General features: G+C 26.9%; 14 protein-coding genes. 5 read left to right on the top strand and 9 right to left on the bottom strand.

The window, feature by feature from the left end:
* Positions 1 to 40: 40 nt before the first annotated feature.
* The 9 genes from EPJ79_RS06620 to EPJ79_RS06585 all read right to left on the bottom strand — a co-directional run bounded on the left by EPJ79_RS06620 (position 41) and on the right by EPJ79_RS06585 (position 11,888).
* Positions 41 to 1,711, bottom strand: coding sequence for a hypothetical protein (locus EPJ79_RS06620; RefSeq protein ID WP_244289080.1), 1,671 nt, complete (start codon positions 1,709 to 1,711; stop codon positions 41 to 43).
* Between the two features lie 96 nt (positions 1,712 to 1,807).
* Positions 1,808 to 3,154, bottom strand: a complete 1,347-nt coding sequence (locus tag EPJ79_RS06615) for a hypothetical protein (RefSeq protein ID WP_244289079.1) — start codon at positions 3,152 to 3,154, stop codon at positions 1,808 to 1,810.
* Entirely contained in the window at positions 3,133 to 3,417 is a 285-nt protein-coding gene (locus EPJ79_RS11840) for a hypothetical protein (RefSeq protein ID WP_244289078.1), read from the bottom strand. Before EPJ79_RS11840 ends, EPJ79_RS06615 begins: the two co-directional genes overlap by 22 nt.
* Positions 3,418 to 3,435: 18 nt before the next feature.
* Complete coding sequence (gatA, locus tag EPJ79_RS06610) at positions 3,436 to 4,887, bottom strand: Asp-tRNA(Asn)/Glu-tRNA(Gln) amidotransferase subunit GatA (protein WP_147738898.1); 1,452 nt, start codon at positions 4,885 to 4,887, stop codon at positions 3,436 to 3,438.
* A 141-nt stretch (positions 4,888 to 5,028) separates the two neighbouring features.
* Positions 5,029 to 5,898, bottom strand: a complete 870-nt coding sequence (locus tag EPJ79_RS06605) for a hypothetical protein (protein WP_147738897.1) — start codon at positions 5,896 to 5,898, stop codon at positions 5,029 to 5,031.
* Between the two features lie 107 nt (positions 5,899 to 6,005).
* Entirely contained in the window at positions 6,006 to 6,920 is a 915-nt protein-coding gene (locus EPJ79_RS06600) for a restriction endonuclease (protein WP_147738896.1), read from the bottom strand.
* Between the two features lie 55 nt (positions 6,921 to 6,975).
* Complete coding sequence (gene gatB, locus EPJ79_RS06595; RefSeq protein WP_147738895.1) at positions 6,976 to 8,427, bottom strand: Asp-tRNA(Asn)/Glu-tRNA(Gln) amidotransferase subunit GatB; 1,452 nt, start codon at positions 8,425 to 8,427, stop codon at positions 6,976 to 6,978.
* A 219-nt stretch (positions 8,428 to 8,646) separates the two neighbouring features.
* Entirely contained in the window at positions 8,647 to 10,800 is a 2,154-nt protein-coding gene (locus tag EPJ79_RS06590; protein ID WP_147738894.1) for an ATP-binding protein, read from the bottom strand.
* Positions 10,801 to 10,817: 17 nt separating this feature from the next.
* Entirely contained in the window at positions 10,818 to 11,888 is a 1,071-nt protein-coding gene (locus EPJ79_RS06585; protein ID WP_147738893.1) for a metallophosphoesterase family protein, read from the bottom strand.
* A gap of 157 nt (positions 11,889 to 12,045) precedes the next feature.
* Between EPJ79_RS06585 and EPJ79_RS06580 the strand changes: the two genes are divergently transcribed.
* The 5 genes from EPJ79_RS06580 (at position 12,046) to EPJ79_RS06560 (ending at position 16,179) form a co-directional block, all read left to right on the top strand.
* Entirely contained in the window at positions 12,046 to 13,182 is a 1,137-nt protein-coding gene (locus tag EPJ79_RS06580; RefSeq protein ID WP_147738892.1) for a hypothetical protein, read from the top strand.
* Positions 13,183 to 14,034: a shikimate dehydrogenase gene (gene aroE / locus EPJ79_RS06575; RefSeq protein ID WP_147738891.1), complete on the top strand. Its 852-nt coding sequence runs from the start codon at positions 13,183 to 13,185 to the stop codon at positions 14,032 to 14,034.
* Between the two features lie 25 nt (positions 14,035 to 14,059).
* Positions 14,060 to 14,812 (top strand): type I 3-dehydroquinate dehydratase, encoded by a 753-nt coding sequence (gene aroD, locus EPJ79_RS06570; protein ID WP_147738890.1) that lies wholly within the window; start codon positions 14,060 to 14,062, stop codon positions 14,810 to 14,812.
* Between the two features lie 107 nt (positions 14,813 to 14,919).
* Entirely contained in the window at positions 14,920 to 15,459 is a 540-nt protein-coding gene (locus EPJ79_RS06565) for an OmpA family protein (RefSeq protein WP_147738889.1), read from the top strand.
* Positions 15,460 to 15,489: 30 nt separating this feature from the next.
* Positions 15,490 to 16,179, top strand: a complete 690-nt coding sequence (locus EPJ79_RS06560) for an OmpA family protein (RefSeq protein WP_147738888.1) — start codon at positions 15,490 to 15,492, stop codon at positions 16,177 to 16,179.
* The last annotated feature ends 33 nt before the right edge of the window (positions 16,180 to 16,212 follow it).

The following is a 16,212-nucleotide window of genomic DNA, read 5'->3' as shown; positions in this document are numbered from 1 at the left end:
AAGTTTTTAAGTTATTTGTCATGCTTATCCGTCCTTTTAATTAATTTTCTATGTATCTATAAACTTTTAATTTATCGTTTCCTGTCAATAAAACCGTATTATTCGGCAAATTATTCATTATTTCATCGTAATTTTTTGATTTTCCCGTATTTTTTAATCTTATATTCTCTATTTCATAATATATAAAATAAGTTAATTTAGAATTATCGTCTCTATTCCATTGTAAATTTGGAAAATAAGCGAGCCTCATATTATCAAAATATAATTCGTCATAAGGAACTATTTTAAATTTATCTCCGTTTGCATCTTCTACAATAGCCTCTAATATATTTCTAAATTCTTTTTCGGTATAAGGCGCTTCAAACAAATCGTAATATCGTTTCATATGCAAAAATCCCATATTAACGCTATTTAAAGTTATTAATATTAAAAAAGCGATTAACAATTTATTTTTATTTTTAAGAAAATTATTAAAAAATATTATTATAGTTATAAAAGAAAATGCAAATATTCCGTATAAATATCTAAAAGTCCCTGGTTTTGAATTAAATATAAAAAACGCTAAACAAGTCGCTGGTATAAATATCAAATAAAATATAAAAGCTTCTTTTTGCATAATGTCGGTATATTTCATGGTATCATTTTTTCTTTTTTTTATTAAAAATATTATAGAATAAATAAAAGCCGTTAAAGATATAATGCATGTAATTATTAAAAATATCATTCCTATAAAAAATATATTTTCATTAAACCAAAAATATTTTGTCGGGGTAGAATTTGTTCCATATAATACGGAAATCTCATTTGTCGGAAATATTAAAATTGAATAAACTTGAGGCAAACCTTGAAAATTAGAGGAGCTTTGCATATTTAACATTAATTTTGTATTAAAAAAACCGTTTCTTATTTCTGATATTAAATATGGAAGATAAAATAAAAATGAAATAAAAACTCCAAGCGCATGAGCTTTTATATATTTTAAAGTTCTTTTGTATCTAAAAATTAAATAAATTATTGTAGTCGGAATTATAGAAAAGAAAACCGCTATATGTCCTTGAGCCATTATCGCCTCTATAGGAAAAATTAAAGTCGAGCATATAAAAACATATTTGTCGTTTTTATTTGAAACATATTCGCAGAAAACCATAAAAAGTAAAAATGAAAATATAAGCGGTATATTAGGATTCCAAAAATCGTTTGTTGAAAAAATAATATATCCGTTTGTTAGTATTAAAGCCGACATTATAGAAGCGATTAATAAAGAAAATCTTTTATAAATCCAATATAGAAATATTAAAAGTATTATAGAGCAAATTATAATATAAATTATTCTTGCTTTCGCTAATCCTCCGCCAATTATATAGCAAAATAAATAAAGCGTATAATAAAAACCTCCTGGAATTCTTGCATAAGTTTCATTGTCTCTAATATCCAAACTATTCATGAGCCTGTTTCCAACCGTTGGCAAAGTTTTGCTTTCATAATATTGTTTTATATCATAATAATGGTAAATAGTGTCTATGTATATTGTCGTTCTATTAAATGCGTAGAAATGTATAAAGACTGCGGAAGCCAATGAGATTATAATAACTAAAAGCAAAATTATATTAAATTTATTTTTGCAATAAAAATTAACGCTTAATAAATTATTAGCGTTGAGTTGAGTTGAGTTGAGTTGAGTTGAGTTGAGTTGAGTTGAGTTGTTTAACATGATTCTCACACCTTTTTAATTAAATTATATACTAAATATAATAATATTGCAACTATTATTTGTAGATTTTTAAATTATTAGTTTCATATTTTAATATTATTTATTCTTTGGCATTTCCAAAGGTTCTTTTCCATGATATTTATAAACGAATAAAGTCCCATTATCACCGAGCAAAGTTGCATTTTTATTTAAATATTCCATATAACTTGAAATCGTATATTTTGGTCTCGATAAAGTTCCTATTCTGTCTAAAATTAAATATAAATTTGTGGAATTATTATTTTGATTCCAAACCATATCTGGAAAATAAGCTATTGCAATATCCATATACATATAATTATCGTCCGCATACAATCCTATAATGCTTATCTCTTCGCCTTTTGAATGTTCTATTAAAGTTTTTGCAACGGTTTTCATGCCCTCGACATTTCTTTGGACTTCATAATTTTTAGTATAAGTCGTAAGTTGTAATATCATAATAAAAATATTTACAAATATACAAGCGGAAAATATATAGAAAAATTTTTTATTCAAAATAAATTTATCTTTTTTCTGAAATAAAAATAATATAATTGGTAAATATGAAATAGAAAAAGCTGAATATAAATAATGGAAAGTTCCATGTTTTGAGCGAGCGAGTATATTAATAATTATAGTTGTAGGTATAAAAATTAAAAATATTTTTAACATTTCTATTAAAGTTTTTTCAATATTTGATTTAGCTTCATATTTCTTATTAAAAACAAAATAAAAAACTCTTATTATACAGTAAAAAGAAAATATAATGCTTGAAAATAAAAATAATAATCCTAATATCATAAGAGGATATTGAAGCCAAAAATTAATAGAACCGTATATGCTATTTCCATAAAATACAGACATCTCGTTTGTTGGAAATAAAAATATCGCATGCATTTGAGGAAAAGGCAAAGTAGAAAGCCCAGAACTAACCGAAAAAATCATATTCGTATTATTAAATCCGTTTCTTAACTCCGAAATTATATAAGGCAAATATTCCAAAAACGAAATAAAAACTCCAAATATCCAAAACAAAATATATTTTATCGAACGTTTAAACTTAATAATCAAATAGACAATAACCGTAGGAATCATAGAAAAAAAAGTTACAAAATGCCCTTGCTCCATTATTGCAAGTATTGGAAAAATCATAACGGCGGAAAGTTTTATAATATTTTCGTTTTCAGAACCTATATACTCAAATAAAAATATAAAAAAGAGAAAGCTAAAAATCAAAGTTAAGTTAGGATTCCAAAAATCCGTAGTCGCCATAACAAAATAGCCGTTGCATAAAATTAAAGGAGCGATAATCGAGGTTATTAATAATCCAAATTTTTTATAAAACCAAAAAAGAAAGATTGATATAATTATTAAATTGAAAATAAGATTAATAATTTTTGCTCCTAATAAACTTTCTTTTGCCATTTTATAAAATAAAGTATAAAATATATAGTCCCCCCATGAACTCTTGGAGTAGTAAATTCTTCATTAATCACTTGACTAGCGATAAATCTCGCTCCCGTTGTCGGCAATTTTCCGCTTTCAAGCCATTTTTTCATGTCGTAAAAATGTTGAACTTGGTCTATAAGTATAGCTCTTTTATTAAAAGCGTAATTTTGAATATAAATCGAACAAATTATAGAAAAAATTATTAAAGCTATTGATATTATATTTAAATGTTTATTCATTTTAGTTTAAGCTTTAACTTATTTTTGATAATTTAATTCATGAGCATAAGCCATTTTGAACATAGAAACTTCGTCAAATTGTTTAGCTATAAATTGTATTCCAATCGGCATATTATTTTTATCGACTCCGCAAGGAACACTCATAGCGGGAAGCCCGACTAAATTTATATTTGAAGTATAACTATCCGCCAAAAAACTTAAAGCGCTGTCGGTTTTATCTCTTGAGCCTAAAAGTCCCGCCGTTACGGGAGAGGATGGAGATATTATTATATCGACTTTCTTAAAAGCGTTGTCAAAATCTATTTGCATAAGTTTTCTAACTTTCAAAGCATGTTGATAATGAGTATAGAAAAATCTTTTTCCCGTTATTAAAGTGCCGAATAATATTCTCGCTCTCGTTTCAAATGCAAGTCCCACGCTTCTTGAAGTGTAATAGTATTCGTCTAAATTAAAATCGCCTTTAGGATGATATCCGTATCTTATTCCGTCATATCTTCCCATATTGCTTGCAACTTCAACCGCCATAACTGCAGTATAAACTCTTGAACCGTATTTTGCATTTGGCAAAGATATATCTATAACTTCAGCTCCTTTAGATTTTAAATTTTCTATCGCTTTCATTATATTTTCTCTGACATCGGCGTTGATTAAATCTGTTTCATAATATTCTTTTGCAAGTCCGATTTTCATTCCTTTAATATTTCCGTCCAAAAAAGAAGGATAATCATAAACGGGAATATTAAGAGTAGTCGATTCTTTTGAATCGAATCCCGCTATAATTTTTGTCATTAAAGCGGCGTCTTTCACATCTTTAGTTAATGGTCCAACTTGGTCTAAACTACTCGCCATAGCTATGCATCCTAATCTTGGCACTCTTCCGTAAGTCGGTTTTACTCCCACGATTCCGCAAAATGAAGCGGGTTGTCTTATTGAGCCTCCCGTATCGCTGCCAAGCGCTCCAAAAGAAAAATTCACGGCAACCGCAGAAGCCGAACCGCCCGAAGAACCGCCAGGAACATATTTTCTATTTCTTGGATTTCTCGTTATTCCGTAATTTGAGGTTTCTGTAGTGCCACCCATAGCGAATTCGTCCATATTAGTTCTGCCTAATATTATAGCTCCATTGTCTATCAATCTTTGAACTGTTGGCGCTGTATAAGGCGCTTTATAACCTTCAAGCATTTTTGATGCAGCCGTCATTGTATGATTTTTATAACATAAATTATCTTTTATGCATAAAGGAACGCCCAAAAGAGGCAAATCTTCTCCCTTATCTATTCTTTCTTGAGATTTTTTAGCCTGTTCTAAAGCGTCTTCTTTAAAAATTTCTAAATAAGCGTTAATTTTATCTTCTCTTTTATCGTCTTCTTCTATTTTTTGTATAATCGAAGAAGTCAAATCAACGGCGTTTACTTCTTTATTTTTTAATTTTTCTCTGATTTGTATTATAGTTAATTCGCTTAAATCCATAATGAAACCTCTATTTAAAACATAATTTTATTTTATAATTTCTGATTTTTATTAAAATAATTATATAATAAATAAAGATTTTTTGCAAAATAAAAGGAGACTGCATAAAACAATCTCCTTAAAATATTTTATTATTAAATATTATTGAGAATCTTCTTCTTCCTCTTCCGTTTTATTAATTTCAATATTAGATTGTATTTCTACGGGAATATCGGCTACATCAAAATAATTTTCGTAAGTTCTATTTTGAAATCTATAATATAAAGGCGTAATTCTAAAATTATCCACATAAGAAGCTAAAAAGTTAATTTTCCTTCCGTTATAGCTTGCATAATAAACCGATAAAGAAGTATTAGCCGCTTTATTTCCATAATTTCCATAATTCATAGAAGCAAAATTATCAAGAGTTATAATTCTCTTATTATGAAATCCGCCAAATTTTGATTGAAAACCTTCTAAAGTTCTTTGAAATAATCCGCTTGACATTATATAACCAGGGTGAGCGTATTGATTTTGAGGATTTCTATTTTTATATTCTTCAACTTTATAATCGCCTTCATAACGAGAGCTAACTGCAAATAATTTGTCGTTATGGAAAAAGAATTTATAAGACCATTTTGTTTCAGCTCCCACAGGACTTGCATCTTCGCTTATATTGTCAGAATTAACAACTATGCATTTAAATTCGTCTTCGGTTTGATAACTAAAATATAAAAGATTTGAATCTCTTTTAAATAAGTCGGAAACCTCATTAGTGGTAAACTTTATATTTACCCATTTTACAGTTTGCGGATTATACCATACCAAATCTGGGTCTGGACTCGTAGACACATAAAAACTTCCGCTTACAACTTCGCCTTCAGAAGAAGCAAAATTAGATTCTACAAGTATTTGATTTACTTCGTCTGGCGATATTCCATAAGGAATTAAATTGTTAAACATATAAGGAATCGCCTCATAACCGTAAACTGAAATTGCAGTTAATAAAAATAACATTAGTAATTTTTTCATTTTAATTGTTCTCCATTTTTTCTCTAAGATTTTTATTGTTATATTATACAATATTAAAAAATTAAATCAAATTAATTATGTTTACTTAATAAAAAAAATTACAAATTTTAATTGTCAATATTGTCGTCTATAATATATTCGTTATAAGTATCTTTTACATAACATAAAACTTTATTTTCTCTCATAAGTTTAGCTAATTTTCTACCGTCTATAAAAGTAATATTTTTATGTTCGGATGATTTTGTAAATTTGCTTGTTGTTATAAATACGCCTTTTTGATAACCTAATTTGCTTAAAGAACCAGCAAAAACGTCTATATCTTTTGAAGTCACATGATTTCCGTCAAGAAAAAATTTGCATTGAAAAGCCACTCTCTCCAAACCGAATTTATCAATTGCAAAATCTCCGTCAATTCCTCCGTCTCCCGTTCCGCCTCTTTTTTTGACATCGTAATATCCCATTTTTGAAAATAATTTTACTGATATATTTTCAAGAATATCTCCTTTTTCTTTCGTGGTGCTATCTTGAGCCATTTCAAATAATTTATTTAGTATTAAATCTTCAATTAATTCGTAGTAATCGTCAACTTTAGAATATAATTCGTTTGTAACTTCTTCAATTTCCGTAATATCGTCTTCGTCAGAAACATCGGAAGCACTATCTTTTTTATTAGGAGTTTGAAATTCTTTAAATTCAGGATAATTATTTTTTAAATAAGTGATTGTTATTTCTATTTTATCGTCTATAATCCTTTTACCTTCTTCGGTTATTTGAATAAATCCTCTTTCGGGTCTTTCCAATAATCCAGCCTTGCATAAGTGCGTTATACTCCAAGCTATTCGAGAACCAAACTTTGTATGTCCACTTCTAATTTTTAATTCCGTTTCTTCTTTTGTAAGATTAAATTTATTTATTAAAGAATTTCTTAATTCCTCATTATTAATATGTTTTACCATTTCCTTTTGATTATAAAAATATTCTAAAATAGGATTATAAAAATCGTTAAGTTTAGGAAAAGCCATAGCGTTCCCCCCGCATGTAATTTTATTTATTTTAATTATTAGATTTTTTATAATTTTATTCGCCTAAAATCTTTCTTAAAACTTCATTAACAAGTTTCGGATTTCCTTGTCCTTTAGTCGCTTTCATTGTTTGTCCGACTAAAAAACCAAATGATTTTTCTTTTCCCGCTTTGAAGTCGGCAACCGATTTTGGATTATCTTCAAGCACTTTTCTTATTATGCTTTCAAGCTCTCCCGTATCGCTCATTTGTTTTAAACCTTTTTTATCGATTATTGCGGAAGGCGATTCTCCCGTTTCACACATATCTTCAAAAATTTCTTTCGCTATTTTTCCGCTTATAGTTCCTTCGTCTATTAATTTAAAAATTTCGGCTATATGTTCTGGTTTAGGTTTAAAATCTTTTATCGTTTGAAGTTTTTTATTTAAATACGCGTTTACTTCAACCATTATCCAATTGCTTATTTTTTTAGGTTGTTTAGGATAAGATTTAACCGCAGCCTCGTAATAATCGGCAAGTTCTGGCTCTTCGGTTAAAACGATTATATCTTGGTCTGGCAAATCATAATCTTTTTTTAATCTATCTCTTTTTTTCTGCGGAAGTTCTGGAAGTTCTTTTCTTGCGCTTTCAATTTCTTCTTCTTTAAGAATTAAAACGGGAATATCTGGGTCTGGAAAATATCTATAATCCGCAGCGCCTTCTTTTGAACGCATGCCTTTAGTGTTATTTTCTTTTGCATCATAAAGTCTCGTCTCTTGTAAAATTTTCTCTCCGTTATTTAAAGCCTTTATCTGTCTTTTAATTTCATAATCTATTGCAAGGCGAACATTTCTAAAACTATTCATATTTTTTACTTCTGTTTTAACGCCCAACTCTTTACTTCCTTTCGGTCTTATAGAAACATTAGCGTCGCAACGAAGAGAACCTTCTTCCATATTGCAATCCGAAACATTTATATATTTAAGAATCTTTTTTAATTCTGTTAAATATTGATAAGCTTCTTCTCCCGTAGAAATATCGGGTTCGCTTACGCATTCTATCAAACAACAACCCGCGCGATTCAAATCGACATAACTTAAAGGTCTGCCCGTATCGTCATGAACTAATTTTCCCGCGTCTTCTTCCATATGAATTCTATTTATTCTAACGCTTTTATTATACGAAGAACCGTCTTCATTTAAAACGGTTATATCAATATGTCCTTCTTTACAAATTGGCTCGTCCATTTGAGTGATTTGATAATACGAAGGCAAATCTGGATAAAAATAATGCTTTCTTGCAAATCGACTTACTTTTTGAATAGCGCAATTTGTGGCAATTCCCGCTTTTATAGTTTTATGAACCATCTCTTTATTTACTATAGGCAAAGTTCCTGGATGCGCTTGACATCTTGGGCAAGTTAAAGTATTTGCAGGCGCTCCGAAAGTATTTGGGCATGAACAAAAAGCCTTTGTTTTTGTATTAAGTTGAACATGCACTTCTAATCCTATGACTGCTTCATATTCCATATTAATATCCTAATTAAAATTTATTTTCGTATATTTTATATCTTTTAAAATATATTTTCAAGTTTTAAGTTTGTAAAAAGCTATTGGGTTTAACACTATAGATTTTTTATTTAAATATTTTGTTTATTTTGTATTGCTTCGGTTATAAATAGCCTCGCAAAGATAAGAAAATTAAATAAAATTAACAAATTCAAAATTATACTAAAAACAATATTTTTATTAAAGCTCATAGATAATAATATCTTTATATTCCGACATAAAATCTCTTGTAAAAGTATCCTTCGTAAAAATCACTACGGGAATATTATAATTTTTAGAATATTCTTTTATAAAAGATAAAGCCTCTTTCGTTCTGTTATTGTCGAAAGTTATAAAAGGGTCGTCTAATAAAATTAATCTTCCCGCTTGATGTATTTTAGTTAATATAGAAAGTCGCATAGCTATATAAACTGCGTCTCTTGTTGCGGAAGATAAAAACTCTACATTTCTAATTTTATTTTGTTTATCCGCAACCATAATTTTATCTTTATCGAATCCCGACATTATTATTCCTTCGTCAGATAAATTTTTTCCCGTAATATGATTATATAAAATTCTCGCTTCTTTTGAGAGAGATTGAAATATATCGTCATTTTTTTTATTTATGCTAAAAAGCATTTCTTCCAAAAGTTTTAAAGCCTTTCTTCTTTTATTTAAATTAATTATATTCTCTTTTATTTGAGATAATTTGCTTTCAAAGTTGATTAAATCGGCATGAATATTTTTAGAATTATTAAGCTCGCCTTCAATATACGAAATATTATTTTTTATTTTATTTATCTCTTCTTTGAGAATATTTATTTCGCTTTCTAAATCTTTTAAATTATTTTCAATTTTTTTTATTTCCATTTCGTTATAATCATTTGGATTAACTCCTTTCTCGTCAAGCTCTTTAAGTATTCTTATGCAATCAATTTCAAGCGTCTCTATATTTTTAAGTCCCAATTTTTTAACTTCAATCATTAACTTTTTATAATTTTCTTCGTTTTGTTTTAATAATAAATCATAATTATTTTTTATATTATAATATTCTTCTTTATCTTTTACTTTTAATTTTTCAAAAATTTGATTTAATAAATTATTTTCATTTTTTAATTCTTTTAGGCTTTTCTCCAAATCTGCATTATAATTTTCAATTTCTTCATTATCGTTATTTGTCATTATAATTTCTATTTTAGCAAGTTCTTTATTGAGCAAATCTTTAAAAATAAAAATATCGGTTTCTTTAATATCTAATTCGGGCAAACTTTCCAATATATCTTTTATAATTTTAGAATTTTTATTTTCTTTTATAAACATAAAAGGAATCGCGGGAATTATAATAGTAAGAAATAAAGGATTTTTAAAATATAAAGCAAGAAAAGAAGATATAAAAGCTACGGCGATAAAAAATATTATTTTTGGCGCTTTATTATTTTTTTTAGTTAAATCTTCAATTTTATTTATTCCGTTTTCTATTCTTTTTTTTACGCTATCATAATCTGTTTTATTTTTTTCTTCTACAAAAGATTTTTTCAAAGCTTCAATTTTTCCTTTTAAAAAAGTTATATTCATTTTTATATCTTCAATTTTTTTTGTTCTTCCGTTTATTTCTTTGGAATAATCATCTTTATAAATTATATTCTTGCTTAAAAATTCGTCCGCTTTATTAAAATCGTTTATTTGTTTTAATAGATTAAGTTTTATACTTTTTGTTTCCGCTTCTTTTTTTGATTTCATTAAAGAATATAATTTTTCTCTCTCTTCAATTTTTTCTTTTAAGATATTTTCATGCAAAAATATATTTTCTTTAAACTCTTTTAAATTGTCTTTCTTATTTGTAGAATTATTGATTTTATCATACAAATTATTTAATATTTTATCGATTTCAATTTTCTCGTTTTCTAAAATATTTATTTTATATAAAATAGAATTTTGAGCTTTGCTTGAATATTCCGCTTTTATTTCAGAAACCATTTTTCCAATATCGATATCCGAAGAGAATAATTTTTTCTTAATTTCGCTTTCCCAATCTTTAGAATCTTTTTTGCTGTCCGACATTTCAAATATTATTTCGCTTTGCCTTATTGCGTATAAATTATTATAAGATTGAGGATGCATTTTCAAATGTTCGGGAATTTTAGGCTCAAAATCTATATCTATATCGTTTCCGTATCTTGATTTCATTTGTTTAAAAAATACGCTCACTCTTTTGCTTTCTGAAAATAAAATCATAAGAGAATCAAATATTGTAGTTTTTCCCGATTCGTTTTCTCCGTAAAATAAAGTAATTCCGTTAGATATTTCAAAAGATTTATTTTTAAATTTTCCGAAGTTATTTAATTTTAAAATCATATATTCCCGCTTAATTTTTATTTTTTATTTTGTAAAGCTAAAGAAATTTTTTCTATACCAATATATTTTGCAAGTTCAACTATTTCCAAATATTCATCGTCTACGCTTTTATTTTCAAATTCTTCCGCAACATTTAAAAATTCTTTTATTATATTTTCGTTATAAGCGTTTTCAAGAAAAAATAAATTTGCGCTTTTTATATTTATTTCTCTAGCATATTTTGAATATTTATTTATAATTTCTTTATTTTTATTTTCAAGCAAAATTTCGTCTTCTATTATTCCGTAAATGTTAATATCAATTATATCTTTATAATTCCAATTTTTATATATATTTTCAATTTTCAAATCAATATCGTTAATATTCAAATTATAAACTCTATATTCTCCTGCAGATTTTAAATCGATATAATTTTTAGTTATAGAATCGTAATCTATATTTAAAGCCAAACATTTTCTTGCTCCCATTTCGGATTTGCTTTTTCGCCAAACTCTCGCCGAACCAGAATATATTATATTTATATTTTCTATATTTATTTCCATTTGCTTGTGAATATGTCCTACGATAGCGAGATTTGGTTTTACTCTTTTTATTATTTCAATCGGTATAAAAGCGGATTCTTCATTTTCTTCGATAGTCCATAAAGTTCCTTCCACTATTCCATGTCCTAAAAATATTCTGTTTTTTTCTTTTAAGTTTTCTACTCTTTTTAAAAAATCATTGTCTATATTATAATTTTCGCTAAATGCAACGGCTAATATATCTAAATTATCTAAATTAATAAAATCGATATTTTCTATTATTTTTATGTTATCTGCGAATTTTAATTTGCTTAAATTTATTCCTCCCGATTTTAAATATTCATGATTTCCTTTAAGCAAATAAATATTTTTATTATAGATTTCAGATTTTTTTGAAAATTCTTCTTTAAGTTTTTCGGCGTCTTCAAAAGTATTAAAAGTATCTCCGAGCAAAAATAAAGCGTCATAATTTTTAGCGTTTTCAAGTATTTCGTCAAACACAGAAAAAGAATAAGATTTTTCCGATATGCTTAAATGCAAATCCGCAGCTATCAATATTTTTGTCATAATAAAATTTCTTTATAATAAAATTTATATACAGAATTTTTTAATAATTTTATCGACTGTATTTTTATATTATAAATTGAATATTGTAATTAATCAATAGATTTTAATTATAATATAGTTTATAATTCCTTTAGTTAATTTTTAGGCGGTTTATTAAATGAAAGATATTATAAAAAACTATATTGAATATGCAAAAGAAAAATCAAATGTTGACGAAGTTCTAAATAAAAAATTAATCTTTCAAAACGAAAATTTTTTAAAATTAAAAGAATATTCAAAAGAAAATCATGATAAAGAATTTGAAATTTGCAAAGCGCTTTCTTTAGAATTAGAAAATATGGATATTTTAAAATCCTATAGCGCCGCTAATTTTATAGCTCACGCGTTTTATCATACTGATAAAATTGACGAAGAGATTGGAAAAAGAATTATAGATTTATTTTATAAGAATATAGATTATGCAAGCAGATTTATAGAAAATATTTCTCAATTTTATAATGTTGATGAAGACGAGATAACAGAAAACGATATTGGCAATTTAAATTTGGAAATAATGTATAGATTAGATTATAAACCTTTAGAGGCTTTTTTGGGAATCGATATGATGGTTGCTCCGATAATGACTATAGCATGCTCAAATAGAAATTTGCGCGCTTATTTTAGAAGTTTAGAGCCTGTCGAATATATAGAATATTTGGAAAATTATATTAAAGGTTTAGGTTATTTGCATGTCGCAGCCGAAGCTTGCAATATAACAAAAATATTAATTTTATCGCCTAAAGTCGAGAGAGGATTTTTTATTGAAACTGCCGATATAAGCAACTGTTATCATCTTATAACTTTAATGGAAGCCGAATTATATAAAAAAGATTTACTTAAAAGATACGGAATAGACGGATACGAATTTAACGAAAAGATTTATAATATCGCTACGGGAAAAGAATATCCTAAAGAGCTTATTGAAACTCAAGCGCATCAACAATATTATACAATATACGCTTTATGTCAAGACGGAAAATATAAAATAGAAAATGAAAACGGAGAACTTGAATTATATAATATAATATACGGAGATATGGGACCTGAAGAAATTCCAAACGATATTGAAAACACTCATATAATTATTATGGATAGCGATGGAATGTGGAATAAAGCTATAAAATGGGATATGAATTATTTTACAAAACTTTATCCTAAATTAAATCCTTATGTTAAAATTTTAGAAGAAATTTCTGATAAAGAATATAAAAGTTGGATTGAAAAAATAAAAGCTTATAATCAAAAAGGTTTATAAATGATAATAAATGCAAAAACTATTTTAACGGGACTTTTCGCTTCGCCTTCGACTCATAGCATCTCTCCTATAATGCATAATAACGCTTTTGAAAAATTAGGATTAAATTTTGCATATCTATCCTTTGAAGTCAATAAAGATAATTTGAGAGACGCGGTTAAGTCAATAAAAACTCTTAATATGCGAGGAGTTAATCTCTCTATGCCTAATAAAAAAGAGGTTATTCAATATTTGGATGAAATTTCAGAAACCGCAAAACTCTCTCAAAGCGTAAATACTATAGTAAACGATAATGGAATTTTAAAAGGTTACAGCACGGATGGAAAAGGTTTTTTTAAATCTTTGGAAGAAGAAAATATTAATATAAAAAATAAAAATATAACTATTTTGGGAACGGGCGGAGCTTCAATATCAATAATATCTCAAGCGGTATTTGAAGGAATTAATAATATATTTGTATTTAAAAGAGATAAAAATTGGGACGAGCAAAAAAAAATACTGGATAATATAGCGAGTAAAACTAATTGCAAAATAGAATTATATTCTTTGGAAGATAAAAATATTTTAAAAAATAAAATTGAAGAAAGCAATTTATTAATAAACGCGACAAGCGTTGGAATGAAAGAAAATATTTCATTAATAGAAGATAAAAGTTTTTTCAGAAAAGATTTGATAGTAAGCGACTGTATATACAATCCTTCAAAAACTAAATTTCTTCAAATAGCAGAAAAAGAAGGATGCAAAATTATAAACGGAATGGGAATGCTTTTATATCAAGGCGCTTTAGCTTTCGAGCTTTGGACTAATAAACAAATGCCCGTTGATTATATTAAAGAAATTATATTTAAATAAATTTTATATAATGAAGGAGCGTAAAATGGAAAATATTATAAAGATAAAAAATATTAAACTTGGAGAAGACGCTCCAAAAATATGCGTTCCCGTGATTGAAAAAAACGAAAAAGAAATTATTAAATATATTAAATATATAAATAAATTGCCAATAGATATTATAGAATGGCGAGCGGATTTTTATTTAGAAGATATTATTTACAATGAAGAAAGCGAAATAAATATAATAGAAATATCTAAAAGCATAAAAAAAATAACAAATAAACCAATAATTTTTACAATGAGAAGCTATAAAGAAGGCGGAAAACTAAAAAGCGATTTTTATAATAATATAATCGATATTTATAAAACGGTTATAAAAAATAAATGTTTCGATTTAATTGATTTAGAAATTTTAACCTTAAAAGAAAGAGATATAAAAAATATTATAAAACTTGCGAAAGAAAATAATATTAAAACTATAATCTCAAATCATGATTTTAATAAAACGCCGTCAAAAAAACATATAGTTTATATAATAAATAAAATGATAAAATTAAAATGCGATATATCGAAAGTCGCTTATATGCCTAAAAATAAAAAAGATGTGACTAATTTATTAGAAGCCGTTTCCGAGATAAAAGATTTTCCTATAATAGCAATCTCTATGGGAAAATTAGGAATTATTACGAGAATATTTGGCTCTGTAATTACATTTGCATCCGCTAAATCTTCTTCCGCTCCAGGACAAATTGAAGCTATGAAATTGAAATACATATTGGATAATTTATATAATTAATTTTATTTAAATTTATTTAATTATTGTATTGATAAAAAATTATTTTACGAATATAATTATTATATGTTTGTTATTAAACAAGAATAAATATTATGAGAGGATAAAAAATGAAAAAGATAGCTTTAATTTTATCAATTATTTTTGCTTTGGTTGTAGCATGCGAAACTACTCCAAAAAAGACTCCGCCTGAACAAAGCGTAAGATTAAAACTTCCAAACGGCGTAAGCGTTAGAGAAACTCCAAGAGGAAGCGTATTAAAATTGTCGGACGGAAACGAAGTTAAATTCCGATTTGATAGAACTATAGAAATAGGCAGTTATGATGAAGCTTATAATCTTGTTCATCAAGTAATTAAAGATAATCCAAGCATTAAAATAATTGTTGAAGGCAATTCAAGTAAAGAAGGACGCGCTCAATATAATTATAATTTATCTCAAAGAAGGTCGGACAAAAGTTATAATTATTTAATTAAATTAGGCGTTCAAAATAGCAAATTATTAAAACATGCTTTTGGCGAGGCTTTGCCCGAATATCCGACATTAGAAGACAATAGAAGAAGCGAGTTTATAATTATAATGAATGAAAATGATTTAAAAAAGTATAATGATTTTGCTAAAACTGTCGATGTTAATAAAGAAACAGAATAAAAATACATTAAAAGGTTTTGGTAAGATTTTATGAAAAAATTTTTATTGATTTTAGTTTTATTGATTTTTGCGATTTCATGCAAAAGTGCTCCGATTGTAGAAGAAGAACAAGTTCAAACTCCTCCGACTCCTCCTCCTGTGGAAGAATTAGAGAAAGTAGTCGAAGAACCTATGATTAACACGGTAGTAGACGAAATAGTCGAAGAACCTATGACTAATACGGTAGTAGACGAAATGGTCGAAGAGCCGATAACCAATTCAAACGAATTAATTTTTCCAACGGGAATTTATACAAGAGAAACCGAAAGAGGAAAAATACTCGTAGTTGAGCCTAAAATTATATACGACTTTGCATCTACAAATATGACTACAATGACTCATGTATCGCTTAGGCAAGTTGTAGAGTTTATGAATCTTAACGCAAATGTAAGCGTTATAATAGAAGGACATACAAGCAATATCGGTATAGCATATCCTTATAATTATAAACTTTCGGCTGAAAGAGTAAGAAACGCAAAAATATATTTGGTTAATAGCGGTATAAATGAAAACAGACTTATAGAATGTCCTTTGGGAGAATCTTTGCCCGAATATCCTAATCAAGCAGATTTGAGAAGGCATGAGTTCGTGGTTATAACAAGCGAGAGCGATTTGCAAGTTTATAACAGTTTTATATCTCGATTGGATGTTAGAAAAGAAACGACATATATGGGAAATTAATTTATATATAGCTTAAAACCTTCTTTAATTTCA

This window comes from Brachyspira aalborgi (assembly GCF_008016455.1).
In the GTDB taxonomy this organism is placed as follows: Bacteria; Spirochaetota; Brachyspiria; order Brachyspirales; family Brachyspiraceae; genus Brachyspira; species Brachyspira aalborgi.
Note: the sequence above shows the minus strand (reverse complement) of the source record. Positions and strands in the feature narration are given on the sequence as shown.

Bases quoted from the DNA above. Each gene is read 5' to 3' on its own strand.
- EPJ79_RS06615 (WP_244289079.1), bottom strand. From the start codon at position 3,154: ATGGCAAAAGAAAGTTTATTAGGAGCAAAAATTATTAATCTTATTTTC.
- gatB (WP_147738895.1), bottom strand. From the start codon at position 8,427: ATGGAATATGAAGCAGTCATAGGATTAGAAGTGCATGTTCAACTTAAT.
- EPJ79_RS06600 (WP_147738896.1), bottom strand. From the start codon at position 6,920: ATGGCTTTTCCTAAACTTAACGATTTTTATAATCCTATTTTAGAATAT.
- gatA (WP_147738898.1), bottom strand. From the start codon at position 4,887: ATGGATTTAAGCGAATTAACTATAATACAAATCAGAGAAAAATTAAAA.
- EPJ79_RS06585 (WP_147738893.1), bottom strand. From the start codon at position 11,888: ATGACAAAAATATTGATAGCTGCGGATTTGCATTTAAGCATATCGGAA.
- EPJ79_RS06590 (WP_147738894.1), bottom strand. From the start codon at position 10,800: ATGATTTTAAAATTAAATAACTTCGGAAAATTTAAAAATAAATCTTTT.
- EPJ79_RS06605 (WP_147738897.1), bottom strand. From the start codon at position 5,898: ATGAAAAAATTACTAATGTTATTTTTATTAACTGCAATTTCAGTTTAC.
- aroD (WP_147738890.1), top strand. From the start codon at position 14,060: ATGGAAAATATTATAAAGATAAAAAATATTAAACTTGGAGAAGACGCT.
- EPJ79_RS06620 (WP_244289080.1), bottom strand. From the start codon at position 1,711: ATGTTAAACAACTCAACTCAACTCAACTCAACTCAACTCAACTCAACT.
- EPJ79_RS06580 (WP_147738892.1), top strand. From the start codon at position 12,046: ATGAAAGATATTATAAAAAACTATATTGAATATGCAAAAGAAAAATCA.
- aroE (WP_147738891.1), top strand. From the start codon at position 13,183: ATGATAATAAATGCAAAAACTATTTTAACGGGACTTTTCGCTTCGCCT.
- EPJ79_RS06560 (WP_147738888.1), top strand. From the start codon at position 15,490: ATGAAAAAATTTTTATTGATTTTAGTTTTATTGATTTTTGCGATTTCA.
- EPJ79_RS11840 (WP_244289078.1), bottom strand. From the start codon at position 3,417: ATGAATAAACATTTAAATATAATATCAATAGCTTTAATAATTTTTTCT.
- EPJ79_RS06565 (WP_147738889.1), top strand. From the start codon at position 14,920: ATGAAAAAGATAGCTTTAATTTTATCAATTATTTTTGCTTTGGTTGTA.